The 25,478-nt window shown below is 72.3% G+C and carries 23 protein-coding genes, 1 tRNA gene and 2 pseudogenes; 11 read left to right on the forward strand and 15 right to left on the reverse strand.

The genetic code is table 11. From position 1 onward, the window contains the following. Nucleotide 1 precedes the first annotated feature (1 nt). Entirely contained in the window at nucleotides 2-499 is a 498-nt protein-coding gene (locus ACGF4C_RS24745; protein ID WP_393569004.1) for a hypothetical protein, read from the reverse strand. A 245-nt stretch (nucleotides 500-744) separates the two neighbouring features. Here ACGF4C_RS24745 and ACGF4C_RS24750 point away from each other — a divergent pair, with 245 nt between their 5' ends. Together ACGF4C_RS24750 and ACGF4C_RS24755 are read left to right on the forward strand one after the other, a co-directional pair. Beyond that, a complete protein-coding gene (locus ACGF4C_RS24750) occupies nucleotides 745-1,098 on the forward strand; it encodes a chaplin (RefSeq protein ID WP_393569005.1) in 354 nt (117 codons plus the stop codon). A 164-nt stretch (nucleotides 1,099-1,262) separates the two neighbouring features. Then, nucleotides 1,263-2,123 carry a spermidine synthase gene (locus ACGF4C_RS24755; RefSeq protein ID WP_393569006.1) on the forward strand — a complete coding sequence of 287 codons (861 nt, stop codon included), beginning with the start codon at nucleotides 1,263-1,265 and terminating at the stop codon, nucleotides 2,121-2,123. Nucleotides 2,124-2,149: 26 nt separating this feature from the next. Here the strand turns inward: ACGF4C_RS24755 and ACGF4C_RS24760 are convergent, their stop codons facing one another. Then, nucleotides 2,150-2,716 (reverse strand): hypothetical protein, encoded by a 567-nt coding sequence (locus tag ACGF4C_RS24760; protein WP_393569007.1) that lies wholly within the window; start codon nucleotides 2,714-2,716, stop codon nucleotides 2,150-2,152. Between the two features lie 110 nt (nucleotides 2,717-2,826). Between ACGF4C_RS24760 and ACGF4C_RS24765 the strand changes: the two genes are divergently transcribed. From ACGF4C_RS24765 to ACGF4C_RS24775, 3 genes and pseudogenes are all read left to right on the forward strand, one after another. After that, on the forward strand, nucleotides 2,827-3,519 hold the full coding sequence (locus ACGF4C_RS24765; RefSeq protein WP_030414041.1) for a response regulator transcription factor: 693 nt from the start codon (nucleotides 2,827-2,829) through the stop codon (nucleotides 3,517-3,519). A gap of 13 nt (nucleotides 3,520-3,532) precedes the next feature. Beyond that, on the forward strand, nucleotides 3,533-4,936 hold the full coding sequence (locus ACGF4C_RS24770; RefSeq protein WP_393569008.1) for an ATP-binding protein: 1,404 nt from the start codon (nucleotides 3,533-3,535) through the stop codon (nucleotides 4,934-4,936). A 326-nt stretch (nucleotides 4,937-5,262) separates the two neighbouring features. Beyond that, nucleotides 5,263-6,168 (forward strand): annotated as a pseudogene (locus tag ACGF4C_RS24775) (chitinase); the annotation flags it as partial. 321 nt (nucleotides 6,169-6,489) lie between these two features. Here ACGF4C_RS24775 and ACGF4C_RS24780 read toward each other — a convergent pair. Next, nucleotides 6,490-6,807: pseudogene (locus ACGF4C_RS24780) on the reverse strand (AraC family ligand binding domain-containing protein); the annotation flags it as partial. Nucleotides 6,808-6,959: 152 nt separating this feature from the next. Here ACGF4C_RS24780 and ACGF4C_RS24785 point away from each other — a divergent pair. Next, nucleotides 6,960-7,610: an NAD(P)-dependent oxidoreductase gene (locus ACGF4C_RS24785; protein ID WP_393569009.1), complete on the forward strand. Its 651-nt coding sequence runs from the start codon at nucleotides 6,960-6,962 to the stop codon at nucleotides 7,608-7,610. Between the two features lie 60 nt (nucleotides 7,611-7,670). Here ACGF4C_RS24785 and ACGF4C_RS24790 read toward each other — a convergent pair. From ACGF4C_RS24790 to ACGF4C_RS24805, 4 genes are all read right to left on the reverse strand, one after another. After that, nucleotides 7,671-7,746 (reverse strand) — tRNA-His (locus ACGF4C_RS24790). A gap of 159 nt (nucleotides 7,747-7,905) precedes the next feature. Then, complete coding sequence (gene orn / locus ACGF4C_RS24795; RefSeq protein ID WP_234442172.1) at nucleotides 7,906-8,583, reverse strand: oligoribonuclease; 678 nt, start codon at nucleotides 8,581-8,583, stop codon at nucleotides 7,906-7,908. A 5-nt stretch (nucleotides 8,584-8,588) separates the two neighbouring features. Next, nucleotides 8,589-9,857, reverse strand: a complete 1,269-nt coding sequence (locus tag ACGF4C_RS24800) for a helix-turn-helix domain-containing protein (protein ID WP_393569010.1) — start codon at nucleotides 9,855-9,857, stop codon at nucleotides 8,589-8,591. A 349-nt stretch (nucleotides 9,858-10,206) separates the two neighbouring features. Continuing rightward, nucleotides 10,207-10,479 carry a hypothetical protein gene (locus tag ACGF4C_RS24805; protein WP_393569011.1) on the reverse strand — a complete coding sequence of 91 codons (273 nt, stop codon included), beginning with the start codon at nucleotides 10,477-10,479 and terminating at the stop codon, nucleotides 10,207-10,209. Between the two features lie 398 nt (nucleotides 10,480-10,877). On the opposite strand from ACGF4C_RS24805, the gene ACGF4C_RS24810 reads away from it, so the two are divergent. Then, nucleotides 10,878-11,399, forward strand: coding sequence for a universal stress protein (locus tag ACGF4C_RS24810; protein WP_030414048.1), 522 nt, complete (start codon nucleotides 10,878-10,880; stop codon nucleotides 11,397-11,399). A 392-nt stretch (nucleotides 11,400-11,791) separates the two neighbouring features. Here the strand turns inward: ACGF4C_RS24810 and glmS are convergent, their stop codons facing one another. Together glmS and ACGF4C_RS24820 are read right to left on the reverse strand one after the other, a co-directional pair. Further along, on the reverse strand, nucleotides 11,792-13,618 hold the full coding sequence (gene glmS / locus ACGF4C_RS24815; protein ID WP_393569012.1) for a glutamine--fructose-6-phosphate transaminase (isomerizing): 1,827 nt from the start codon (nucleotides 13,616-13,618) through the stop codon (nucleotides 11,792-11,794). 89 nt (nucleotides 13,619-13,707) lie between these two features. Further along, nucleotides 13,708-13,995 carry a hypothetical protein gene (locus ACGF4C_RS24820; protein WP_030414050.1) on the reverse strand — a complete coding sequence of 96 codons (288 nt, stop codon included), beginning with the start codon at nucleotides 13,993-13,995 and terminating at the stop codon, nucleotides 13,708-13,710. Between the two features lie 182 nt (nucleotides 13,996-14,177). Here ACGF4C_RS24820 and ACGF4C_RS24825 point away from each other — a divergent pair, with 182 nt between their 5' ends. Continuing rightward, a complete protein-coding gene (locus ACGF4C_RS24825) occupies nucleotides 14,178-15,788 on the forward strand; it encodes a beta-N-acetylhexosaminidase (protein WP_393569013.1) in 1,611 nt (536 codons plus the stop codon). A 183-nt stretch (nucleotides 15,789-15,971) separates the two neighbouring features. On the opposite strand, the gene ACGF4C_RS24830 is transcribed toward ACGF4C_RS24825, so the two are convergent. Genes ACGF4C_RS24830 through ACGF4C_RS24845 form a run of 4 tightly spaced genes read right to left on the reverse strand, consistent with a single transcriptional unit; the run spans nucleotide 15,972 to nucleotide 21,794 of the window. Further along, nucleotides 15,972-17,126, reverse strand: a complete 1,155-nt coding sequence (locus ACGF4C_RS24830; protein ID WP_393569014.1) for an acyl-CoA dehydrogenase family protein — start codon at nucleotides 17,124-17,126, stop codon at nucleotides 15,972-15,974. A gap of 2 nt (nucleotides 17,127-17,128) precedes the next feature. After that, nucleotides 17,129-18,070, reverse strand: a complete 942-nt coding sequence (locus ACGF4C_RS24835) for a hydroxymethylglutaryl-CoA lyase (RefSeq protein ID WP_393569015.1) — start codon at nucleotides 18,068-18,070, stop codon at nucleotides 17,129-17,131. Then, on the reverse strand, nucleotides 18,067-20,145 hold the full coding sequence (locus ACGF4C_RS24840; protein ID WP_393569016.1) for a biotin carboxylase N-terminal domain-containing protein: 2,079 nt from the start codon (nucleotides 20,143-20,145) through the stop codon (nucleotides 18,067-18,069). The genes ACGF4C_RS24835 and ACGF4C_RS24840 overlap by 4 nt, the downstream gene beginning before the upstream one ends. Nucleotides 20,146-20,150: 5 nt before the next feature. After that, complete coding sequence (locus tag ACGF4C_RS24845) at nucleotides 20,151-21,794, reverse strand: carboxyl transferase domain-containing protein (RefSeq protein ID WP_393569017.1); 1,644 nt, start codon at nucleotides 21,792-21,794, stop codon at nucleotides 20,151-20,153. Between the two features lie 133 nt (nucleotides 21,795-21,927). Here ACGF4C_RS24845 and ACGF4C_RS24850 point away from each other — a divergent pair, with 133 nt between their 5' ends. The 3 genes from ACGF4C_RS24850 to ACGF4C_RS24860 all read left to right on the forward strand — a co-directional run bounded on the left by ACGF4C_RS24850 (nucleotide 21,928) and on the right by ACGF4C_RS24860 (nucleotide 24,749). Further along, nucleotides 21,928-22,575, forward strand: coding sequence for a TetR/AcrR family transcriptional regulator (locus tag ACGF4C_RS24850; RefSeq protein ID WP_393569018.1), 648 nt, complete (start codon nucleotides 21,928-21,930; stop codon nucleotides 22,573-22,575). A 132-nt stretch (nucleotides 22,576-22,707) separates the two neighbouring features. Further along, the gene (locus ACGF4C_RS24855; RefSeq protein WP_362149151.1) at nucleotides 22,708-23,865 is read left to right on the forward strand and encodes an acyl-CoA dehydrogenase family protein; all 1,158 of its coding nucleotides are present in this window, start codon (nucleotides 22,708-22,710) and stop codon (nucleotides 23,863-23,865) included. 20 nt (nucleotides 23,866-23,885) lie between these two features. Beyond that, nucleotides 23,886-24,749 carry an acyl-CoA thioesterase gene (locus ACGF4C_RS24860; protein WP_393569019.1) on the forward strand — a complete coding sequence of 288 codons (864 nt, stop codon included), beginning with the start codon at nucleotides 23,886-23,888 and terminating at the stop codon, nucleotides 24,747-24,749. A 239-nt stretch (nucleotides 24,750-24,988) separates the two neighbouring features. Here ACGF4C_RS24860 and ACGF4C_RS24865 read toward each other — a convergent pair whose 3' ends face one another. Beyond that, the gene (locus tag ACGF4C_RS24865) at nucleotides 24,989-25,186 is read right to left on the reverse strand and encodes a hypothetical protein (protein ID WP_037810120.1); all 198 of its coding nucleotides are present in this window, start codon (nucleotides 25,184-25,186) and stop codon (nucleotides 24,989-24,991) included. After that, nucleotides 25,183-25,380 carry a hypothetical protein gene (locus tag ACGF4C_RS24870; protein ID WP_393569020.1) on the reverse strand — a complete coding sequence of 66 codons (198 nt, stop codon included), beginning with the start codon at nucleotides 25,378-25,380 and terminating at the stop codon, nucleotides 25,183-25,185. Before ACGF4C_RS24870 ends, ACGF4C_RS24865 begins: the two co-directional genes overlap by 4 nt. Between the last annotated feature and the right edge of the window lie 98 nt (nucleotides 25,381-25,478).

Below are 25,478 nucleotides of genomic sequence, written 5' to 3' on the forward strand. Positions count from 1 at the left end.
CTCAGCGCCGGGTATCGGTCCGCACGAAGAGCGCGCCGAGCAGATATCCCGGCCGGTGCGGAGAGAAGCGGAAAGTGAGCCGGTCACCGCCGGACCGCCGGGCGGGCCGGAGGCCGAATACATCGGAATCCGGACCGAGGGCGTGGCGAGGGGCCGGCTGCCGCGCCGACCCCCGGCCGGATTCGGTGACAAGCCGGTCGGGGCCGCTGCCCCGGTCGCCGTCGTAGGCCACGACATCCGCCCGGTTCTTGGTCCCATACAGCCGGGCGTAGCTGATCCGTGAGCCGGCCGGGATCCGTAGCCGGGCGCGGCCGGAGTGGCAGGTGTTCCGGTCGGCGTCGACGTCGACGTACGCCGTCCGGTACCGGCCGTCGGCCCCGGCGCCGCCCTTCCGGGCCGTCGCGCACCCCCCGGCCGCCGAAGACAGGGTGGCCGGCCATGCCAATGCCGCCGGCGCGCACACGAGGCCGCGCCCGGTGCGGTCCATCGACTTCCGCATGTCTTCCTCTCCGACGTCTATCAGTCAAACAGGAGAGCACTCTGACAGAAATCATGTTGGAAACCACGGCAGGCACGCCCGGTGCGGAGCCGGTGATCCCGAACGGCGGAATGCCGCACTGAAATGGCGGAACGATCTTTATGCCAATAGGGTTAACCAGTCCCTGCAGGGGTGGACGCCCGCGTCTTTGACGTATTTCGTTCGTTGTGACCGGTGCCCCATTCGCGAACTGAAAGGAGAATGGGATGAAGCGGTTTATCAAGACCGCCGCAATGGCCACGACCAGCTGCGCGCTGGTGCTCAGCGGCGCAGGGATGGCATCCGCCAGCGGGGACGGCCACAACGGCCACAACGGCCGCCACGGCCACCACCGCCACCACCACCACGGTCGTCACTTCGAGCGTTACGACCACCGTGGCTTCGTCTACGGCCACCACGGTGGTGCCAACGCATATGGCGTCGCTGCGAACTCCCCGGGCATTCTGAGCGGTAACAATGTCCAGGTTCCGATCAACATCCCGATCAACATCTGCGGCAACAGCCTCAACATCGCCGCGCTGCTGAACCCGGCATTCGGGAACGTCTGCATCAACAGGTGACCCGTCCGCCGGTCCGGACGGACCTCGGACCGGCCCGGGTCGTGGTGTAGTTGGCGGACCTCCCCTGACTTCGGTCTCGGGTGGTCCGCCACTCCCTCCTCTCCACCGCCCGCCTCGCCCGACCTGCGTCGGAGTCCTCGGGGGCACCGGCGATACTTGAGCGCATGGCGAAGAGCAGGCGCGGGCGCGGCGGCGTGGAGACCGTCACCGAGACGGTGGACGGCGGGCTCGCCGAGCTGCGGCCCGACCGGGACCGGCCGCGCGGCTGGACCCTGCTCCTCGACGGCGCCCCGCAGTCCCACGTGGACCTCGACGACCCCCGGCGCCTGGACTTCTCGTACCAGCGGCGGCTCGGCCACATCGCCGATCTCGCCGCACCGCCCGGACAGCCGCTGCGCGTCGTCCACCTGGGCGGCGGCGCGCTGACCCTCGCCCGCTACATCGCCGCGACCCGGCCGCGCTCCACCCAGCAGGCCGTGGAGATCGACACCCCGCTGGTGGAGTTCGTCCGCCGGCAGCTGCCGTGGGACCGCACCTGGCGGATACGGATACGCGGCGGCGACGCCCGCGCGGGCCTGGCGAAGGTCCCGGACGGCTGGGCCGACCTGGTCATCGCCGACGTCTTCCGCGGGGCCCGCACCCCCGCGCACCTGACCAGCACCGAGTTCGTCGCGGACGTCCGCCGCGCGCTCGGCCCCGGCGGCCATTACGCGGCCAACCTCGCCGACGGCCCGCCGCTTTCCTTCCTGCGCGGCCAGATCGCCACCGTCCACACGGTCTTCCCCGAGCTCTGCCTGATCGCCGACCCCGCGGTGCTGCGCGGCAAGCGCTTCGGCAACGCCGTCCTGCTGGCCGCCGACACCGCCCTCCCGGTCACCGAGCTGACCCGCCGCGCGGCCACCGACCCGCAGACCGGACGGGTCGAACACGGCCGGGCGCTGGCCGACTTCACCGGCGGCGCGGCCCCGGTCACCGACGCCACGGCCGTCGCGTCCCCGGCCCCGCCGGCCGGCACCTTCGGCTGAGCGGGCCCGCGGGCGACCGGGCCGGCTCAGGTCGCGTTGTTGCTGGTCTCCACCGTCGGCGGATGGCCGTTCCAGGTGCAGATCACCGAGGTGTGCCCGCCGCCGCCGGTGAAGTCGACCCGGATCCACCCCTGCTGCTTCCAGACCTGCATCTCCCAGCCCGAGTTCGGCGTCGCCGACACCAACTCGGCCGCGGAGCCGCCCAGATCGAAGACCACCCGGCCGCCCGAGGTGGCGTAGCTCCTGACCCGGCCGTCCAAGGCTCCGTACGGGCCGCCCGGCACCGTGGTGGGCGGGCGCTGCGCGCGGGTGCTGCCGGTGTGCGAGGGCACCGACGACGGGCCGGTGGCGGACGGCTCGGGGGCCGGGGTGGACGGTCTGGGGCGGTGCGTGGAGGAGGCGCGGGGCGTTCCCCCGCCGTCGGCCTGCGCCCCCGAAGAGGCCACCTGGTCGGAAAGGGGCAGCGCGCGCGGTGCGTCGTACGCGGTGCCGGACAGCACGGTGTGCACGCCGAACCACGACAGCGTGACCGCGGCGCCGGTCGCCAGCGTCCAGGCCGCCGCGTGAACCAGTCCTCGTTGCATTCGGCTCATACTGCACCACCGGCCACCCCCGTCGCAGCCCGCTCGAGCGGGCCGAACGCACCGATCCGCCGTCAACCTCCGGTGAAGAACCGTCCCCCCGATGGCGTACGGTGCCGCCCATGGCACGTGTGCTCGTGGTCGAGGACGACCAGTTCGTACGCTCGGCCCTCATCCGGCATCTGACCGAGGCGGCCCATACGGTACGCAGCGTCGGCACCGCCCTGGAGGCGCTGCGCGAGGTGGCGCACGTCGGTTTCGACGTGGTCATCCTCGACCTGGGCCTGCCCGACCTGGACGGCGGTGAGGCGCTGAAGATGCTGCGCGGCATCACCGACGTCCCGGTGATCATCGCCACCGCCCGGGACGACGAGGCCGACATCGTGCGGCTGCTGAACGACGGCGCCGACGACTACCTCACCAAACCGTTCTCCGTCGAGCACCTCTCGGCGCGGATGGCGGCCGTACTGCGCCGCTCCCGGGCCGGTGCGGCCGGCGCGGAACCCCCCTCACGAGTGATCCGGGTCGGCGGGCTGTCCATCGACCCGCTGCGCCGCCAGGCCGAACTCGACGGCGCCGCACTGGACCTCACCCGCCGGGAGTTCGACCTGCTGGCGTTCCTCGCCGGGCGGCCCGGCGTCGTCGTCCCCCGCAAGGAACTGCTCGCCGAGGTCTGGCAGCAGTCCTACGGCGACGACCAGACCATCGACGTCCATCTCTCCTGGCTCCGCCGCAAATTGGGCGAAACCGCGGCCAAGCCCCGCTATCTGCACACCCTGCGCGGTGTCGGCGTGAAGCTGGAGCCACCGCGATGAAGGGCCGCGCGCTGTGAGGTGGGCCCTGGTCAAGGTCGCGCTGGCGGTCACCACGATGGTCGTGGTGGCGTTCGCCGTGCCCCTCGGACTCGTCGTCAAGGAGATGGCCAGCGACCGCGCCTACGGAAGCGCCGAGCGGCAGGCCGCCACGATCGGCCCGGTGCTCGCCATCACCACCGACCGCACCCAGCTGGAACGGGCCGTGGCCAGCGCCGAGACCGGCGCCGGCGGCCGCATCGGGGTCCACGTCCCGGCGAGCGGCAAGAACGGCACCCCCGCCGAAATAGGCACCCGGCGCGCCGCCCCCGCCGACGTGGCCGCCGCCGCCAAGCTCGGCCGGGCCTCCATCTCCCCGGTCCCCGGCGGCACTTCACTGCTCCAGCCCACCGCCGTGGCCTCCGGCATCGCCGTCGTCGAGGTGTTCGTCCCGGACGACGCCCTCACCAACGGTGTCACCACCTCCTGGGTCGTGCTGGCCGGCGTCGGCCTGGCGCTGGTCATCGGCTCGGTCGCGGTCGCCGACCGGCTCGGCACCCGGATGGTGCGCCCCGCCGAACGCCTCGCCGGCGCCGCCCACGACCTCGGCCACGGCCAGCTCGGCGTCCGCGTCCAGGAGGACGGCCCCAAGGAACTGCGGGCCGCGGCCACCGCCTTCAATTCCATGGCCGACCAGGTCGTCCAACTCCTCGCCAACGAGCGCGAGTTGGCCGCCGACCTCTCGCACCGGCTGCGTACCCCGCTCACCGTCCTCCGGCTCAACGCCGCCTCCCTCGGCGACACCCCGGCCGCCGAACAGACCCGCTCCGCCGTCGCCCAACTGGAGCGCGAGGTCGACCAGATCATCCGCACCGCCCGCGAACAGAAGGCGCACACCCAGCAGGCGGCGGCCGCGGCCGGCTGCGACGCCGCCGAGGTGATCCGCGAGCGGATGGCCTTCTGGTCCGCGCTCGCCGAGGACCAGGGACGCACCGCCCGCGTCGCCGGCGCCGACCGCCCGGTCCGCGTCCCGGTCGCCCGCCCCGACCTCGCCGCCGCCCTCGACGCGATGCTCGGCAACGTCTTCCGGCACACCCCCGAGGGCACCGCCTTCGCCGTCGACGTCCACAACGCGGAGGACGCGGTGATCGTGCTGGTCTCCGACGCCGGACCGGGCATCGCCGACCCCGAGGCGGCACTGCGCCGCGGTCACGGCGGCGGCGGAGAAGGCTCCACCGGCCTCGGCCTGGACATCGTGCGCCGGCTGGCCGAGTCCACCGGCGGCGACGTCCGTATCGGCCGTTCCGTCCTCGGCGGCACCGAGGTGCGCGTCTGGCTCGCCCTGGACGGCCGGCGCGGTCCGCAGGGCGCCCGCCGCGGCCACCGGCTGCGCCGCAGGCTGCGCACCGGCGGCCGGCGGGCCGCCCGCACCGGTTCCTGAGCGCCCGTCACGGGGCATAGGCCGGTGGTCTTAACCACCGCCTTCCGCTTCCTTAAGGCCGCCATAATTCCCCCAACGTCCGTACGGATCACGGCATTTGTCCGTTTCGCTGTCGCTAGCGTGCGGGGCACACCGACTTCCCCCGGTGCACCCCCAGCCACCCCCCACGTGACGACAGGCAGGACCAGATGAGTTCCTCCGCACACCGCCGGCGCAAGAGCCGTACCACCAAGCTGATCCTCACCGGCACGGCCGCCGCGGTCGCGGCCGGCGGCGCGTTCGCCGTCGCCGGCGCAGCACTCGCCGAAAAGGCCCCGCGCACCGCCGGCACCAGGGCCGCGGCCGGCTTCGCCCCGTACGTCGACACCTCCCTGACGCCCGCTTACGACCTGGCCGGCACCGCCCGCAAGACCGGCGTGAAGCACTTCAACCTCGCCTTCATCACCTCCGGCGGCGGGTGTACGCCGAAGTGGGGCGGCTCGGTCGACCTCGGCAGCGACCCGGTGGCCAAGCAGATACCCGCGCTGCGCAAGGCCGGCGGCGACGTCCGGGTCTCCTTCGGCGGCGCCAACGGCTCCGAGCTCGGCGTCGCCTGCACCTCCGCCGACCAGCTGGCCGCCGCGTACGGCAAGGTCATCGACCGGTTCAAGCTCACCCGGGTCGACTTCGACATCGAGGGCGGCGCGCTGGCCGACACGGCCGCCAACACCCGCCGCGCCCAGGCCGTCGCCCGCCTCCAGAAGAGCCACCCGGGCCTGGACGTCTCCTTCACCCTGCCGGTCATGCCTGAGGGCCTGACCCAGGACGGCGTGAACCTGGTCGCCGACGCCAAGAAGAACGGCGTGAAGATCTCCGCCGTCAACATCATGGCGATGGACTACGGCTCCTCCTACAACGGCGACATGGGCACCTACGCCACCCAGGCCGCCACCGCCACCCAGGGCCAGCTCAAGAAGGCCCTCGGGCTCGGCGACGCGGCCGCCTGGAAGACCGTCGCGGTGACCCCGATGATCGGCGTCAACGACGTCCAGAGCGAGGTCTTCAAGGTCGACGACGCCACCCAGCTGGTGACGTTCGCCAAGAGCAAGCACCTGGGCTGGCTGTCGATGTGGTCCGCGACCCGCGACAAGGCCTGCGAGGGCGGCGGGTCGAACTCCGCCCAGCCGACCTGCAGCTCCATCGCACAGCGCCCGCTGGACTTCACCAAGGCCTTCGGCGCCTACACCGGCTGACCCCCACCGGCGGTCCGGCCCCCCGACCGACCCGGACCACCGCCCCTCGGGGGTGTCTCCTTGATCCCGCCGGGCTGACGGAGGAGACACCCTCACGCGGGGCGCAGCGGGCCTCCCCCCACCCGCTGCGCCCCGCCCCGTACGGCGTCCCGGAAGGCGATCGGGGTGCAGCCCGCCCAGCGCCCCGAACTCCAGGTGCAGCTGGCCCATCGCCGCGGCCACCCGGCGCGCCGCCGCACCCCGCGGATGCCGTACGGGCGGTCCGTACCAGTCCTCGATCCGGGCCGCGGCCGCGGTCGCCGGGTCCAGGAAGCCCGCCTCGAAGAGCACCAGCCGCCCCTCCGCGCCCGTGAGATCGCCGAAGTGCTGCACCTGCCCGGGGCGCGACCACAGCAGATCACCCGGCGCGAGTACGTGCTCGCGGAAGTCGACGCTGTGCACCAGCCGGCCGCGGTCGAGCAGCAGCAGATGGTGGAAGCCGGGCCGGTGCGGGGTGGCCAGTTGGCAGGCGTCCGCCCGCTCCCGCAGCTCGGCCAGGGTCAGCACCTCCACACCCGACGGCCGCCCGGCCGGCGCGGAGAACGCCACCTCCCGGATCTCCGGAACCGGCTCCCCACCCCCCTGTCGCTTTCTGACCATCCCCGGTCCCTTCGCTACCCCGGAAACCCCCGCCGGCGGCCCTAGCGTAGGAGAGGTCGGCGAGACCGCTGACCGAAAACGGAAGTCCCTCGAGGACCCGCCCCCCCATCGACCGGCCCACCCCGGTCCACCGCACAGCTGGGAGATCCACCATGTCCACGATCGCTCTCTACGGCGCCACCGGCACGATCGGCAGCCGCGTCCTCGACGAGGCGCTGCGGCGCGGCCACCAGGTCACCGCGGTCGTCCGCGATCCGGCGAAGCTCACCACGAGCCACCCGGCCCTGACCGTGACCACCGGGGACGTCCTCGACCCGGGCTCCGTCGCCGCGGTCGCCGAGGGCAAGGACGTCGTGGTCAGCGCGGTCGGCGGCGGCGACGGCCCGGGGCACCTCGCCACGATCAGGCCCGCCGCCGAGTCCCTCGTCGCCGGCCTGCGCACCCTCGGCGCGGCGGCGCCCCGGCTGATCGCGGTCGGCGGGGCCGGCTCGCTCCGTACGCCGGACGGCAGGCAGGTCTGGGACGCCGAGGGCCTGCCGGAGTTCCTGCTCCAGATCATGCACGCGCACGGCGACGCGCTGGACCTCTACCGCTCCGTCTCCGACGTGCGCTGGACCAACCTCAGCCCGGCCGCCACCATCGCACCCGGCGAGCGCACCGGCACCTACCGCACCGCCACCGACGACCTGATCACCGACGCCGGGGGCGACAGCCGGATCTCCGCCGAGGACTACGCGGTCGCCCTCGTCGACGAGATCGAGCGGCCCCGGCACATCGGCGAGCGCTTCACCGTCGGCTACTGAGCGCCCCGCCGCTGCCCGGGCAACACGAAGGCCCCCGACCAGAGGTCGGGGGCCTTTCAGTGGGGTGAGTAACGGGACTTGAACCCGCGACATCCTGGACCACAACCAGGTGCTCTACCAGCTGAGCTATACCCACCATGACCGGTGCTGTGTGGTTCTTTTTCCCCACCGGCTGAGAAAAAGTGTACAGGGTCTTCAGGGGTGCTCGCGCCCAGGTTTCCGGCCGGGGGAGCGTGGGCGTGTCTTCCGGGTCACCGCGGCTGCGGCGACGACCCGGAAGACGGCCCGGGGTGGATCACGACGACGGCGCGGACTGCGGCGTCACCGGCGGCACCGACTGCGGCGTCACCGGCGGCGCGGCGGCCGGTGCCGGCTCGGCCGGCAGTACGTGCTTGGCGGCGATGGCCTTCGCGGTGTCCGAGTCGGGGCCGGGCTGCGGCACGAAGACCGCCTCCCGGTAGTAGCGCAGCTCCGCGATGGATTCACGGATGTCCGCCAGCGCCCGGTGGTTGCCGTTCTTGTCCGGACTGTTGAAGTAGGCCCGCGGGAACCAGCGCCGGGCCAGCTCCTTCACGGACGACACATCGACGATCCGGTAATGGAGATGGCTCTCCAGCGCCGGCATGTCGCGCAGCAGGAAGCCACGGTCGGTGCCGACGGAGTTGCCGCACAGCGGCGCCTTCCCCGGCTCCGGCACATGCTGCCTGATGTACGCCAGCACCTGCGCCTCGGCCGCCTCCAGCGTCGTTCCGCCGTCCAGCTCCGCCAGCAGCCCGGAGGCGGTGTGCATCTGGCGCACCACCTCCGGCATGGTGCGCAGCGCCTCGGCCGGGGGGCGGATCACCACATCCACCCCGTCGCCCAGCACATTCAGCTCCGAGTCGGTGACCAGTGCGGCCACCTCGATGAGCGCGTCGTTCGCCAGCGAGAGACCGGTCATCTCGCAGTCGATCCACACCATGCGATCGTTCATACATCTCACCCTACGGGGCGCTCGCGCTGTCCGGGGAGCACGGGGCGGCCCGCAGCCCGGCCGACCGCGGTCTCCGGCATCCGGGGGGCGTAGGCGTCCGAGGTCGGTTTGGCCGCCTCTGCCGCCTCCGCCAGGCCGTGACCGGCCAGCGCGGACGCGGAGAACCCCGCACCCGCCCCCAGCGCCGCCCGCTCGCGCTCCGGCCGCTCGGCCCGCTCGGGTTTGAGCGCGGGCTCGGGCGCACCGTTCTGCGGCCGGCGTGCGCGGTAGGCCGCGCGGTAGGCGGCCGGCGAGGCCCCCAGCTGGCGCCGGAAGTGGCCGCGCAGCGCGACCGGCGACCGGAACCCGCAGCGGCCGGCGACCTCGTCCACCGAATAGTCGGAGGTCTCCAGCAGCCGCTGGGCCTGCAGCACCCGCTGGGTGATCAGCCACTGCAGCGGCGCGCTCCCGGTGAGGGAACGGAACCGCCGGTCGAAGGTGCGCCGGCTCATGTACGCGCGCGCGGCGAGCGTCTCCACGTCGAACTGCTCGTGGAGGTGCTCCAGCGCCCAGGCGACGACCTCGGCGAGCGGGTCGGCGCCGATCTCCTCCGGTAATGACCTGTCCAGGTAGCGCTGGTGGCCCAGGTCGGAGGCGGTGCGCCGGGGCGGCACCACCAGCCGGCGGGCCAGCGCGTTCGCGGCGTCCGCGCCGTGGTCGGTGCGCACGATGTGCAGGCACAGGTCGATGCCGGCGGCGGTGCCCGCGGAGGTCAGTACGTCGCCGTCATCGACGAACAGCTCCCGCGGGTCGACATGGACGGACGGATAACGCTTGGCGAGCGTCGGCGCGTACATCCAGTGGGTCGTGGCCGGTCGGCCGTCGAGCAGTCCGGCCGCGGCGAGGACGAACGCCCCCGTGCACAGCCCGACGATCCTGGCCCCTTCTTCGTGCGCCCGGCGCAGCGCGTCGAGCGCGGCGGGCGGCGGGGCCTGGGTGATGGAACGCCAGGCCGGTACGACGACCGTCCCGGCACGGGAGATCGCCTCCAGCCCGTAGGGGGCGGACAGCTCCAGCCCCCCGGTCGTGCGCAAAGGCGCATCTTCGCCAGCGCACACAAGCAGCCGGTACCTCGGAACCCCGGCGTCCTGTCGGTCGATGCCGAAGACCGAGAGCGGAATGGAGCTCTCGAAAATAGGGCCGCCGCTGAAGAGGAGCACCGCGACTATTTCGCGGCGCCGTCGGGCGGCGAGCTTGCGTGCGGCATCTGGTACGGCAGCGGAGTCCTGGCTCATGGCACTTAAGCCCCCCTCGGTCGTCTCGCCCTCTCGGTCCTGCACAGTTCCCCCGCCGTCACTACCAAGATCGAATCTACTGTGTCCCGTGAGGATGGAGTGCCAAGTTCACCACCCGCTGGTATGTCGATATGGCAACTTGGCGCGAAGCATTCGATCACGAAGCGTTCCACTCGTCGGCCCTGCAAGGGAAGTACGCGTCTCGGCTCTGCCCGTTCGCAGGAGGACACAACCATGCCCAGCGGTCCTTTCCGCCCTGCTCACACCGGGGTTGGGGGGTGCCGGGGGCAAGGTGCGGGCCCTGTCCGGAAGTTGGCTGAAAACGGTCGTGCGCGGACTTGCGGACGCCTCAGTCGACCGGCGTACGCCGTTCGACGTGCCGCCCGCCTCTGCGCGCCCGCGCCCCAGAACGTCCGCTTCTGTCCCGTTGTCGTCCGGCGGTGCGCCTGCGGAGTCCGGCCGCGGAGCGTTCGGACCGCCGCAACAGCGCGCGGCAGGCGCAGGTCACCGCGGCCAGACCGGCGGCGGTGCCGGCCGCGCCGGCCCACGAGGCGCCGCTGATGATCAGTACGAAGGGGACCAGGGCGCAGCTGAACGCGCCCCAGCGCACGACGTCGCTCACTGGGTCGGGTGATCTGTCGGGCGGCAACGGCACCTCGTGCTCCCCTCGGGCGGGCTGCTACTACAACGTCACCGACGATCTTGGGTCACCGCGAGGGGTACGTACGGGGGCAGGACGGGGCATTGCCATCCGCGCCACGCTCCGGCATGCTCCGGGGAACGTTCGAGGCCCCGTCCACCTCGTCCGGGCACCCGGTGCCCGCGGCGGGCTCTGGGCAGCGGGGGAGTGGCGCCGTACTCTTGGGGTATCGGCTTGGGAAGATGATTCCCAGTCGTATCGTTCCTCTTTGAACTATGGCTCCCGAGCCTCGATCGAGCCAGCTCAGTCAACTGCCGGATCAAGTCAATCGCCGTTCCCCGTTCGCCCCTCCGCAAGAGGACGTCCTCGCCGAGACACCAATGGCCGGTCACGAAATCCCCGAACCCGCGGACCGCAAGCAGGTCGCCGATCCGATGGCGGACCTGGAAGCGGCGGAAAAGACGCGCCACTCCTGCGATCCGGCATTCCGGCACGGCGTCGTGGTCGGCTTCGACGGCTCCATGTCGAGCGAACGCGCGTTGGCGTATGCAATCGGTATCGCGCGGCGGCACAGCGCCGGACTGATCATCGTCCACGTCGCCAACCGGCTCCCGACGACGGTCTGGGCGGGCTGCGAGCCCCCGGTCTTCGTCGACGTACCGGACCACCGCACCGAGGTGCTCGGGCTGGAGCTGGCCTGCGCGGACCACCTCTCCGAGGTGCCCTGGATCCTGGTGGAGCGCGGCGGGGACATCTGCCACGAGTTGGAGGAGGTCGGCCGGGAGTACGAGGCCGACGCGATCGTGGTGGGCTCGACGCACGGCATCGTCGGCCGGATCTTCGGCTCGGTCGCCGGCCGGCTGGCCCGCCGGGCGCAGCGCCCGGTCATCGTGATCCCCTGACGGATCGCTTCTTCTCCCCGCCTCCCGCGCACAGTTGAGGAGGCGTCAGGGACCGCCCGGGCCGGCGTACTCCTCATCTCTTGTGAAGCGAAGAGGTGGATTGTGCGCCAAAGAAGGGTAGAAAACGGTCACGTGGGCGCGCCGCACACGGGCCCGGCGGCCGCGCGCACGGCAACTGCGTGCTGCCGGCCGGGAGGTGACGGTTCCCAGGCGGTGGCATCCCGCCGGCGTTTTGGGCGACGCCGGCACAGGGGAGGCGGCGGCGTCGCGCGCGTCAGGTGGCACGCGCGCGACGCGGCTGCTTTTTGCGCCTAAGCCGGCGCCGCTCCCACGGAGGTGCTTGCTCGCCGCGGGGGTTGCTCAATTGTCGCTTCGGCGGAACGGGCGAGGACCTACTCCACCGTTACGGACTTGGCGAGGTTCCTGGGCTTGTCGATGTCCCGGCCGAGGGCCAACGCCGTGTGGTAGGCGAGCAGTTGGAGCGGGATGCCCATCAGGATCGGGTCCAGCTCGGGCTCGTTCTTCGGCACGAGGATGGTGTCGTCGGCCTTCTCCTGGTCCTGGTGCGCGACGGCCAGGATGCGGCCGCTGCGGGCCTTGATCTCCTCCAGGGCGGCGCGGTTCTTCTCCAGCAGGTCGTCGTCCGGGACGATCGCGACGGTCGGCATGGCGGGCTCGATGAGGGCCAGCGGGCCGTGCTTGAGCTCGGAGGCCGGGTACGCCTCGGCGTGGATGTAGGAGACCTCCTTGAGCTTCAGGGACGCCTCACGGGCCACCGGGTAGCCGCGGACCCGGCCGATGAACATCATCGACCTGGCGTCCGCGTAGCGCGCCGCCAGCTTCTTGATCTCGTCCTCGCCCTTGAGGATCTCGTCGATCTGGCCGGGCAGCCTGCGCAGGCCCTCGATGATCCGCTTGCCGTCCGCGACGGACAGGTCGCGGATGCGGCCGAGGTGCAGGGCGAGCAGCGCGAAGGAGACCACCATGTTGGTGAAGCACTTGGTGGACACCACGCAGACCTCCGGGCCGGCGTGGACGTAGATGCCGCCGTCGGTCTCCCGGGCGATCGCCGAGCCGACCACGTTCACCAGGCCCAGGACCCGCGCGCCCTTGCGCTTGAGCTCCTGGACGGCCGCCAGCACGTCGTAGGTCTCACCGGACTGGGAGACCGCGACGTAGAGCGTGTCGGGGTCCACGACCGGGTCGCGGTAGCGGAACTCGGAGGCCGGCTCGGCGTCCGAGGGGATGCGGGCCAGCTCCTCGATCATCTGCGCGCCGATCTGGCCGGCGTGGTACGAGGTGCCGCAGCCGAGGATCTTGACCCGGCGGATGGTGCGGGCCTCCCGGGCGTCGAGGTTGAGGCCGCCGAGGTGCACGGTGGAGAACCGGTCGTCGATCCGGCCGCGCAGCGCGCGGTCCACAGCGTCCGCCTGCTCGGAGATCTCCTTGTGCATGTAGGTGTCGTGGCCGCCCAGGTCGTAGGACTCGGCCGCGTACTCGACGGTCTCCGGCGTCGCCGTCGTGCGGGAGCCCTCGGTGGTGTACGTGCGGTAGTCGTCGGCCTTCAGGGTGGCCATCTCGCCGTCGTCGAGGGTGACGACCTGGCGGGTGTGCGAGACCAGCGCGGCGACGTCGGACGAGACGAACATCTCGTGCTCGCCGATGCCGAGCACGACCGGGGAGCCGTTGCGGGCGACCACGATCCGGTCGGTGAAGTCGGAGTGCAGCACGGCGATGCCGTAGGTGCCCTCGATGTGCCGCAGCGCCTCGCGGACCTTCTCCTCCAGCGTCTCGGCCTTGGAGCGGCCGATGAGGTGCGCGAGGACCTCGGTGTCGGTCTCGGAGGCGAAGGTGATGCCGTCGGCGGTCAGCCGGGCGCGCAGCTCGGCGGCGTTGTCGATGATGCCGTTGTGGACGACGGCGACCTTGCCCTCGGTGTCGAGGTGCGGGTGGGCGTTGTCGTCGGTGGGCGCGCCGTGGGTGGCCCAGCGGGTGTGCGCGATGCCGGTGGTGCCGGCGAACCGCTTCGGCAGCCGGGCCTCCAGGTCCCGCACCCGGCCCTTGGCCTTGGCGGTCTTCAGGCCCGCGGACTTGCCGGTGCCGCTCGCGTGGAGGGCGATGCCGGCCGAGTCGTAGCCGCGGTACTCCAGGCGGGCCAGGCCCTCCAGGAGCAGCGGAGCAACATCACGTTTGCCGATATATCCGACGATCCCGCACATACAGTGACCCTCCGAGAAAGACGTGTGTCGGTTGTGGTGTGCCCGGTGCCGGCCGGGCGCCGGCCGTGGCCCGGCCGGCGGTGGGCCGGTCAGCCGTAGACGAGGCGGCGCAGCTGGCGGGCGGAGAGATCGGGCGGGGCCACGGCGCGGTGCGGCATCTCGTGGCGGATCCGTTCGAAGATCTCCTCGTTCCGCAGACCCTGGGACTGCAGCTCCCGATGGCGCCGGCGGACGAACTCCTCCGTCGTCTCGTCGAAGTACGCCAGCACGTCCAGCACCACCCGGGCGGCCTCACCGCGCTGCAGCGGTGTGCTGCGCACCAGGTGGTCCACCAGGTCTTCGTGTGGCGCATCCGCGCGGTTCCGGCGTTCGAGCACCCGTCGATATTGCGGGGCGCCGCCAAGATTCGCAAGAAATCTGCCCGATATCGGGCAGGTACCCGGTTTGGGTGCGGGAAAGTGGTCTACACCTTGACCCCGTTCCAGGCTCGCGGTACGCATGGTCACCGCTCGGTCGCTCCATGCCATGACATGCCCGACGCTCGCCGAAGGGACCGTCGATGAGACGACGCAGACTACTGGGCCCGCTGCTGCTGACCGTGGCCACGGCGCTGGGAACCGCCGCCGCACCGCCGCCCGCCGCCCGGGCCGCCACCCCCACCGTCCCCCTCGACCGCATCGTGCCCGCGCCGGCGTCGGTGCACGAGGGCGGCGCCCCGTACACGATCGGCGCCGGCACCCGCATCCGGGTGCCCGGCGGCTCCGGCGACGTGCGGCGGATCGCCGGCTATCTGGCGGGCCTGCTGCGCCCCTCCACCGGCCAGGCCCTGCCGGTCACCACCAAGGACGGCGACGGCATCGTGCTGCGGCTCGGCGGCCGGGGCACCGCGGACCTCGGCGCGGAGGGCTACCGGCTGCGCGTGGACGGCCGCGCGGTGACCATCGGCGCCCGCCGGCCCGCCGGCCTCTTCCACGCCGTCCAGACGCTCCGCCAGCTGCTGCCCCCGGACGCCGGCGAACACCGCGCGCAGGCCGGGCCCTGGCGGATCGCCGGCGGCACCATCGCCGACACCCCGCGCTACGGCTACCGCGGCGCGATGCTCGACGTGTCCCGGCACTTCTTCACCGTCGGCCAGGTCAAGCGCTACATCGACCAGCTGGCGATGTACAAGATCAACAAGCTGCATCTGCACCTCTCCGACGACCAGGGCTGGCGGATCGCCATCCGCTCCTGGCCGCGGCTGGCGACCTACGGCGGTTCCACCCAGGTCGGCGGCGGCAAGGGCGGCTACTACAGCCAGGACGACTACCGCGAGATCGTCCGCTACGCCGCCGACCGCTATCTGACCGTCGTCCCCGAGATCGACATGCCGGGACACACCAACGCCGCACTCGCCTCCTACGCCGACCTCAACTGCAACGGCGTCGCGCCGCCCCTCTACACCGGCACCCACGTCGGTTTCAGCTCGCTGTGCGTCCCCAAGAAGGTGACCTACGACTTCGTCGACGACGTCGTCCGCGAGCTCGCCCGGCTCACCCCGGGCCCGTACCTCCACATCGGCGGCGACGAGGCGCACTCCACCAGCCACGCGGACTACGTCGCCTTCATGGACAAGGTGCAGCCGGTGGTCGCCAAATACGGCAAGACCGTGATCGGCTGGCACCAGCTGACCGGCGCGCACCCGGCGAAGGGCGCCCTCGCCCAGTACTGGGGCTACGACGCCACCGGCGCGGCCGAGCGGCAGCAGGTCACCGACGCGGCCCGGAACGGCACCGGGCTGATCCTCTCGCCCGCCGACCGCGCCTACCTCGACATGAAGTACGACAAGGACACCCCGCTCGGCCTGAACTGGGCCGGCTACGTGGGCGTCCGGCGGGCGTACGACTGGGACCCGGGCAGCTATCTCCAGGGCACGCCCGGCGAGGCGATCCGGGGCGTCGAGGCGCCGCTGTGGTCCGAGACCCTCTCCACCTCCGCGCACATCGAGTACATGGCCTTCCCGCGGCTGCCGGGCATCGCGGAGCTGGGCTGGTCCCCGCGCGAGGCCCACGACTGGGACTCCTACCGGGTCCGGCTGGCCGCCCAGGGGCCCCGGTGGGACGCGCTGGGCATCCACTACTACCGCTCGCCGGAGGTGCCCTGGCCGGCGGCGCAAGGGCGCGCGGCATGACGTAACGGCGCGCGGCACGCGGCGTGAGGGCGCCGTGCGCGCCACGTGCGCCATGGGTGCCACGTGCGCCATGTGCGCCACAACGGAGGTGGGCCCCGGAATTCCGTCGGAGCCCACCCCGTTGTGGCCCACAAGGGGCGCTCGCACCCCCTACGGGATCTGTTCGACCGCCCCGTAAGGGATCTAGAACCCCAGCTCCCGCGCGATCAGCATCCGCTGCACCTCGCTGGTGCCCTCGCCGATCTCCAGGATCTTGGCGTCCCGCCACATCCGGGCCACCGGGTACTCGTTCATGAAGCCGTAGCCGCCGTGGATCTGGGTGGCCTCGCGGGCGTTGTCCACCGCGATCTCGGAGGAGTACAGCTTCGCGAGCGCCGCCTCCTTCTTGAACGGCTCGCCGTGCACCAGCCGGGAGGCGGCGTCCCGCCACGCCAGCCGGGCGGTGTGCGCCCGCATCTCCATGTCGGCGAGCTTGAACTGGATCGCCTGGTTGGCGCCGATCGGCTTCCCGAAGGCGTGACGTTCCTTCGCGTACTTCACCGACTCGTCCACGCAGCCCTGCGCCAGGCCGGTGGCCAGTGCCGCGATGGCGATCCGGCCCTCGTCGAGGATCCGCAGGAACTGGGCGTAGCCGCGGCCCTCCTCGCCCAGCAGGTTGCCGGCCGGCACCCGGACGTCCGAGAAGGACAGCTCCCGGGTGTCCGAGGCGTTCCAGCCGACCTTGGAGTACGGGGCGGCGACCGTGAAGCCGGGGGTGCCGGACGGCACGATGATCGAGGAGATCTGCGGGGAGCCGTCGGCCTTGCGGCCGGTGACCGCGGTGACCGTCACCAGGCCGGTGATGTCCGTACCGGAGTTGGTGATGAAGCACTTGCTGCCGTTGATCACCCAGTCCCCGCCGTCCCGCACCGCGGTCGTGCGGGTCGCGCCGGCGTCCGAGCCGCCGTCCGGCTCGGTCAGGCCGAACGCGCCGAGCATCTCCCCGCTGCACAGCTTGGGCAGCCACTCGCGCTTCTGCTCCTCGGTGCCGAAGCGGTACAGCGGCATGGCGCCCAGCGAGACGCCCGCCTCCAGGGTGATCGCCACCGAGGAGTCGACCCGGGCCAGCTCCTCCAGGGCGATGCCGAGGGCGAGGTAGTCGCCGCCCATCCCGCCGTACTCCTCGGGGAACGGCAGGCCGAACAGGCCCATCCGGCCCATCTCCTGCACGATCTCGTACGGGAACGCATGCTGCTCGTAGTACTCGCCGATCTTCGGGGCGACGACGTCATGCGCGAACGCCTCGACCGTGCGCCGGAGTTCCTCCAGCTCTTCGGGCAGACGGTGGTCCAGTGACATGGTCACTCCTTGTGGGAGAGGGCACGCAGGGTGCGCGAGGGGCTCGGGCGGCCCAGGACACCGGCCATCCACACGCTCGTGGCGGTGAGCCGGTCGAGATCGACGCCGGTGTCGATACCGAGGCCGTGCAGCATCCACACGAGGTCCTCGGTGGCGAGGTTGCCGGTGGCGCTCTTGGCGTACGGGCAGCCGCCGAGGCCGCCCGCCGACGCGTCGACGGTGGTGACGCCGTGCTGCAGCGCGGCGAGGGTGTTGGCGAGCGCCTGCCCGTAGGTGTCGTGGAAGTGCACGCCCAGCTTCGGGGTGGGGACGCCCGCCTCGTTCAGGGCGGCGAGCAGGTGCTGGACGTGGCCGGGCGTGGCCACGCCGATGGTGTCGCCCAGGCTCAGCTCGTCGCAGCCCATGTCGAGCAGCGCCCGGCACACCCGGACCGTCTGCGCGACCGGCACCGGGCCCTCCCAGGGGTCGCCGAAGCACATCGACAGATAGCCGCGGACGTGCACCCCGGCCTCCTTGGCGCGGGCGACGACCGGGGCGAACATGGCCAGCGACTCGTCGACCGTGCGGTTGAGGTTGGCCTTGGCGAACGACTCGGTGGCGCTGCCGATCACCGCGATCCGGCGCGCGCCCAGTGCCAGCGCCCGGTCCAGGCCGCGGTCGTTGGGCACCAGGACGGGCAGCCGGTGCGGGTCGAGGTCGCCCAGCAGCGGGAACAGCCGCTCGGCGTCGGCGAGTTGGGGCACCCACTTGGGGTGCACGAAGCTGGTCGCCTCCACCACCGGCAGTCCCGCGTCGACGAGCCGGTGGACGAACTCGGCCTTGATCTCCGTGGGCACGACGGTCTGCTCGTTCTGCAGGCCGTCGCGCGCGCCGACCTCATGGATGCGCACCCGGGCGGGCAGGCTCTCCGCGGCGACCTCCATCGGGAGTCCGGTGACGGTCATGACGCCACCTCCGCGTCGGTGCCGTCGGTGCCGTCGGTGCCGTCCGCGCCGCCCGAGCCGTCCGTGTCGCCGGCGCCGTCCAGGGGGGCGACCACGGCCAGCACCTGGTCCATGGCGACGGTCGTGCCGACCGTCACGTCCAGTTCGGTCACCGTCCCGGCATGCGGGGCGGAGATCATGTGTTCCATCTTCATCGCCTCCACCACCAGCAGGCCCTGGCCCGCGGTGACCTCGTCGCCGACCGCGACCTTGACGACCGTGACGGTGCCCGGCATCGGGGCGGCCAGGGTGTCCGCGCCGTGTGCCCCGGCGGCGCCGCGCAGTGCGGCCGCCACCGGGTCGTGGTCGGTCACCTGCCAGGCGTCGCCGTCCCTGCCGAGCCAGTCGCCGCTGCGGTGGAAGGTGTGCACCAGCCCGTCGAGGGTGATCCGGACGTGGTCCGGCGTGACCTCGGCGGTGTCCTCCGGGCCGCCGGGCAGCACCTCGCGGGCCACCGGGTCGTGGCCCGGCACCCGCAGCCAGTGGCGCACCGGGGCGGGCCGGCCGCCGAGCCGGAAGCCGCTCGGCGCGGCGAACGGGTCGCGCCAGCCGGCCGCGTCCACCGCCGGCGCGAGGGCGGCCTGCCGCACCGCCGCGGCCGCCGCGTACACCTCGTCCGGGACGCCCGCCTCGACCAGACCGGCCGCCTCCCGCTCCACCAGACCGGTGTCCAGCTCGCCGGAGACCACGTCGGGGTGGGCCAGCAGCCGCCGCAGGAACCCGGCGTTGGTCGTCACGCCGAGGGTGACGGTGTCGGCCAGCGCGGCCCGCAGCCGGCGCAGTGCGCTCGCCCGGTCCGGGCCGTACGCGATGACCTTGGCGAGCATCGGGTCGTACCGGCTGCCGACCTCGCCGCCCTCGGTGAGGCCGGAGTCGGTGCGCACTCCCCCAAGCTTTCGGCTTCGCTCAAGCAGGGGGGACCCCCACTCCCCGTCGACCTCGTGGAGCGAGCGGACCGTGCCGCCGGTCGGCAGGAAGTCGCGGGACGGGTCCTCGGCGCAGAGCCGGGCCTCGACCGCGTGCCCGGTGAGGGTGATGTCGTCCTGGGCGTAGGGGAGGTGCTCGCCGGCGGCGATCCGCAGCTGCCACTCCACCAGGTCCAGGCCGGTGACGAGCTCGGTGACCGGGTGCTCCACCTGGAGGCGGGTGTTCATCTCCATGAAGTAGTACGCCGAGGGGTCCTTGCCCGGGACGATGAACTCGACGGTGCCGGCGCCGCGGTAGCCGCAGGAGCGGGCCGCCTGAACTGCCGCCTCGCCCATCGCGGCCCGGGTCGCCTCGTCCAGGAGGACCGAGGGGGCCTCCTCGATGATCTTCTGGTGGCGCCGCTGGAGGGAGCACTCGCGCTCGCCGAGGTGGAGGACGGTGCCGTGGCCGTCCGCCAGGACCTGGATCTCGATGTGCCGGGGCCGGTCGATCCAGCGCTCGACGAGGAGGGTGTCGTCGCCGAAGGAGGAGCGGGCCTCGCGGCGGGCGGCGGCGATCTCCTCGGCGAGCAGCGCCTCCTCGCGGACCAGCCGCATGCCCTTGCCGCCGCCGCCCGCGGACGGCTTGAGCAGGACCGGCATGCCGATCTCCCGGGCGGCGGCGGCCAGTTGGGCGTTGTCCAGGCCGCTGCCGGAGGAGCCGGGGACGACCGGGACGCCGGCCGTGCGGACCGTCTCCTTGGCGCGGATCTTGTCGCCCATCAGCTCGATGGCGTCGGCCGGCGGGCCGATGAAGACCAGGCCCGCCTCGGCGCAGGCCCGGGCGAAGCCGGCGTTCTCGGCGAGGAAGCCGTAGCCGGGGTGGACCGCCTGGGCGCCGGTGCGGGCGGCCGCGTCCAGCAGCCGCTCGACGGACAGATAGCTCTCGGCGGCCGGGGCCGGGCCGATCCGCACGGCCGTGTCGGCCTCGCGGACGTGCCGGGCCCCGGCGTCCGCGTCGCTGAAGACGGCGATGGAGCGGATGCCGAGCGTACGGAGCGTGCGGATGACGCGGACCGCGATCTCGCCGCGGTTGGCGATCAGGACGCTGTCGAACATGGTCGTGGGCATTCCTCTCACATCCGGAAGACGCCGAACTGCGGCTCGCCCAAGGGGGCGTTGGCACAGGCGGTCAGGGCGAGGCCGAGGACCTGGCGGGTCTCGAGCGGGTCGATGACGCCGTCGTCCCACAGTCGGGCGGTGGCGTAGTAGGCGTTGCCCTGGGTCTCGTACTGGGCGCGGACGGGGGCCTTGAAGGCGTCCTCCTCCTCGGCGCTCCACTCCTCGCCGCGGGCCTCCATCTGGTCGCGTTTGACGGTGGCGAGGACCGAGGCGGCCTGCTCGCCGCCCATCACGGAGATCTTGGCGTTGGGCCACATCCACAAAAAGCGGGGGGAGTAGGCCCGGCCGCACATGGAGTAGTTGCCGGCGCCGTACGAGCCGCCGATGACGACCGTGAGCTTGGGGACCCGGGTGCAGGCCACGGCCGTGACCATCTTCGCGCCGTGTTTGGCGATGCCGCCCGCTTCGTAGTCCCGGCCGACCATGAAGCCGGAGATGTTCTGGAGGAACACCAGGGGGATGCCGCGCTGGTCGCACAGCTCGATGAAGTGGGCGCCCTTCTGGGCGGATTCGGAGAACAGGATGCCGTTGTTGGCGACGATGCCGACCGGGTGGCCGTGCAGGTGCGCGAAGCCGGTGACCAGCGTCGTGCCGTACTCGGCCTTGAACTCGGCGAACCGTGAGCCGTCCACGATCCGCGCGATCACCTCCCGCACGTCGTAGGGCGTGCGGGAGTCCACCGGCACCGCGCCGTACAGCCCCGCCGGGTCGACCGCGGGCTCCTCGACGGGCCGCACCGTCCAGGGCAGCGCGGGCCGCTCGCCGAGGGTCGAGACGATGGTGCGGACGATGCGCAGGGCGTGGGCGTCGTCCTCGGCGAGGTGGTCGGTGACGCCGGAGGTACGGGAGTGGACCTCGCCGCCGCCCAGCTCCTCGGCGGTGACGACCTCGCCGGTGGCGGCCTTCACCAGGGGCGGCCCGCCCAGGAAGATCGTGCCCTGGTTGCGGACGATCACGGCCTCGTCGCTCATGGCGGGGACGTACGCGCCGCCGGCCGTGCACGACCCGAGGACAGCCGCGATCTGCGGGATGCCGGCGCCGGACATCCGCGCCTGGTTGTAGAAGATCCGCCCGAAGTGCTCGCGGTCGGGGAACACCTCGTCCTGCATCGGCAGGAAGGCACCGCCGGAGTCCACGAGGTAGACGCACGGCAGGTGGTTGTCGAGGGCCACCTCCTGGGCGCGCAGGTGCTTCTTGACCGTCATCGGGTAGTACGTGCCGCCCTTGACCGTGGCGTCGTTGGCGACGATCACCACCTCGCGGCCGGAGACCCGCCCGATGCCGGCGATCACCCCGGCGGCCGGCGCGGCCCCGTCGTACATCCCCTCCGCGGCGAGCGGCGCCAGCTCCAGGAACGGAGAGCCGGGGTCGAGCAGGGCGTCGACCCGGTCGCGGGGCAGCAGCTTGCCGCGGGCGGTGTGCCGGGCCCGGGCCTTCTCGCCGCCGCCGAGCCGGGCCGCCGCGAGCCGTTCGCGGAGTTCGGCGGCGAGCTCGCGGTGTGCGGCCTCGTTGGCCCGCCAGGAGTCGGAGGCCGGATCGTCCCTCGGACTCCGGCCGAGGGACGCCCCGTCGCCTCCCAGCACCGGTGCCTGCTCCATCACTACGAGCCCCCTTGCTCGGTCGTCCGCCCGGCCGCCGCGGTGCGCGGCCGCCGGGCATCCGGGTTAATGGGCGTTAACGTCATTTCCTCCAGGTTAACGACCACTAACCCGGCTGTCTACAATCGACGGCATGAGTAATGCGCAGGCCCCCGCCCCGACCAGCCGCCGCGAGCAGATCCTGAAAGAGGCCGCCCGGCTCTTCGCCGAGCGCGGGTTCCACGGCGTCGGCGTGGACGAGATAGGGGCGGCCGTGGGCATCTCCGGCCCCGGGCTCTACCGCCACTTCGCCGGCAAGGACGCGATGCTCGCCGAGCTGCTGGTGGGGATCAGTGAGCGGCTCCTCGCGGGCGGCCGGATGCGGGTCGCGGAGGGCGGCGAGGACCCCGAGGCGGTGCTGCACGCGCTGATCGACGGCCATATCGACTTCGCGCTGGACGACCGCCCGCTGATCACCGTGCACGACCGCGAGCTGGACCGGCTGCGCGAGGCCGACCGCAAGCGGGTCCGCCAGCTCCAGCGGCAGTACGTCGAGCTGTGGGTGGAGGTCGTCCGCCGGGTCCACCCGGGCCCCTCGGAGTCCCAGGCCCGGGCCGCCGTGCACGCCGTCTTCGGCCTGCTGAACTCCACCCCCCACCTGGGCCGCCCCGGCGCCCTGCCGGGCCGCACGGAGATGGCGGAGCTGCTGCACCGGCTGGCACTGGGGGCCTTCGGCGCGGTGGCCGGGGCGCCGGCGGCGGATGGACCGGTGGCCGGGGGCCCGGTGGCCGCGGGCGCGTAGTGCGCTGCCGCACACCTTGTCGTTGAGGTCTGGACAGTCCAGGTGACCGGCCGGTAGCTTTCGCCTGAGCAAGCGCTTAGACAGCGCTTGGTCTGGCATTTGGGCCGGTGACCTGGAGGAGGCGACGTAGCAATGCGCCGTACGGTGTTCAACGAGGACCACGAGGCGTTCCGCGAGACGATACGCGCCTTCATCGAGGCCGAGGTCGTACCGGTCCACGACGAGTGGTTCGCGGCCGGCCAGGTCCCGCGCGAGTTCTACTACAAGCTCGCCGAGCTGGGCGTCTTCGGCATCCGCGTGCCCGAGGAGTACGGCGGCGCCGGCATCGACTCGCACAAGTTCGAGGCCGTGATGTACGAGGAGACCGCCCGCGCCGGCGTCACCTTCGGCGGCTCCGGCGTGCACGTCCTCCTCGGCCTGCCGTACATCGAGATGCTCGCCACCGACGAGCAGAAGAAGCGCTACCTGCCGAAGTTCGTCTCCGGCGAGGAGATGTGGGCGCTGGCGATGACCGAGCCGGGCACCGGCTCCGACCTCGCCGGCATGAAGACCACCGCCAAGCTGAGCGAGGACGGCACGCACTACGTCCTCAACGGCTCCAAGACCTTCATCACCGGCGGCGTGCACGCCGACCGCGTCATCGTCTGCGCCCGGACCGCCGCGCCCACCGCCGAGGACCGCCGCCACGGCATCTCCCTCTTCGCCGTGGACACCACGTCCGAGGGTTACTCCATCGGCCGCAAGCTCGACAAGCTCGGCCTGCGCACCTCCGACACCGCCGAGCTGGCCTTCGTCGACGTCAAGGTCCCCGTCGAGGACCTGCTCGGCGAGGAGAACAAGGGCTTCTACTACCTCGGCCAGAACCTCCCCTCCGAGCGCTGGGGCATCGCCTTCGGCGCGTACGCGCAGGCCAAGGCCGCCGTGCGGTTCGCGCAGCAGTACGTCCAGGACCGCACCGTCTTCGGCAAGACCGTCGCGTCCTTCCAGAACACCAAGTTCGAACTGGCCGCCTGCCAGGCGGAGGTGGACGCCGCCGAGGCCGTCGCCGACCGCGCCCTGGAGGCCCTGGACGCCGGCGAACTGACCGCCGCCGAGGCCGCCTCCGCCAAGCTCTTCTGCACCGAGGTCGCCCACCGCGTCATCGACCGCTGCCTCCAGCTGCACGGCGGCTACGGCTTCATGAACGAGTACCCGATCGCCCGCCTGTACGCCGACAACCGCGTCAACCGCATCTACGGCGGCACCAGCGAGGTCATGAAGTCCATCATCGCCAAGTCCATGGGCCTGTAAGGCCGTTGGGGCCCAGGCACGTGAACGACGCACTCCGGTCCCTGCTCGATCTGCTCGACCTGGAGCGGATCGAGCAGGACATCTTCCGCGGCCAGAGCCGGGCGGCGCTGGTGCCCCGGGTCTTCGGCGGCCAGGTCGCCGCCCAGGCCCTGGTCGCCGCCGGCCGCACGGTCCCCGAGAACCGGCCGCCGCACTCCCTGCACGCGTACTTCCTGCGCCCCGGCGACCCCGGCGCGCCCATCGTCTACACCGTCGACCGGATCCGCGACGGGCGGTCCTTCACCACCCGCCGGGTCGTCGCCGTCCAGCACGGCCAGCCGATCTTCCACCTCTCCGCCTCCTTCCAGGAGTACGAGGAGGGGCTGGACCACCAGACGGACATGCCGGCCGCGCCCGACCCGGAATCCCTGCCGACGGCAGCCGAGATGCTGCCCCGGCACCTCCCGGCGGACATCGCCGAACGGCTGGTCGAGGCCCGCGCCGCGGTCGACCTGCGGTACGCGGACACCCCGCCCTGGGGCACCGTCGGGCAGCCGCGCGCCCCGCGCTCCCAGGTCTGGTTCAAGGCGGGCGGCAAGGTCGCCGACGAGCCCCTGCTGCACGTCTGCCTGGCCACCTACGTCTCCGACATGACGCTGCTGGACTCCGTCCTGCTCGCCCACGGCCGCGGCGGCTGGGCCGTCGGCGACGTCGTCGGCGCCTCACTGGACCACGCCATGTGGTTCCACCGCCCCTTCCGCGCCGACGAATGGCTCCTCTACGACCAGGAGTCCCCTTCCGCCTCGGGCGGCCGCGGCCTGGGCCAGGCCCGCATCTGGACCCAGGACGGCCACCTCGCGGTCTCGGTCATCCAGGAGGGGGTCGTGCGGGTGCCTCGGGGGTGACGGAGCGGGGCGGCACGGCTGGGCGGGGGCGGGCGTCGGTCGGGCAGTGGCTGGCGTCGCGTCTTGACGCGGTCGTACGGCCCTAGGGGTGTCATCGGCCGCTTAGGGCATGGCACCCCCACCACCCACCCCCACCACCCACCCCGGCCGCGCGGCTCAGCACTGCCGCAGCTTGCTGGTTGAGCTGTGGGCCTCATCCGCCTCGTGGGAGCAGCGTGCCGAGGGAGCCGGACGTGCCTTCAGAGGAAATCCCCAGCCGCAATCCGCTCAACTCGGGTCCGCCGCACCGTCAAGGAGGCCGGGTCCTTCACCGGCCACTCCTTGACTCCCGGCCGCCGCAGGTAGAAGACGCCCTTGCGGATATCGGTGACGACAGCCAGCCGCTCCGGGGCGTACTCGACCTCATCGCCAACTCCCGGCAGTTTCCTGGGATTCATAGGGCGGCCTCCGCTTCCGTGCAGACGCCGAGTCGGTCGGCGCACGGCCGGCACACGTGTAGGCCGTCCTGGCCGGTGGTCTTCTCCCGCGCCAGGCTGTAGCCGAAGTGACAGCAAGGGCAGGCATTACCGGTGATCTCGTCGACCGTCCACGTCTTCGTGGGCGGAATGGCGTCCCACCCAACGTTTTTCATGACGCACCTCCGAGACCGAGATAGGCGGCCCATTCACCGGAGTCCCAGCCAATGGGGTCGCCGTGCCGGTGGCGAAATGCGCGGGCTTCGGGCGGAAG

The organism is Streptomyces sp. NPDC048197, from assembly GCF_043202395.1.
GTDB lineage: Bacteria > Actinomycetota > Actinomycetes > Streptomycetales > Streptomycetaceae > Streptomyces > Streptomyces siderophoricus.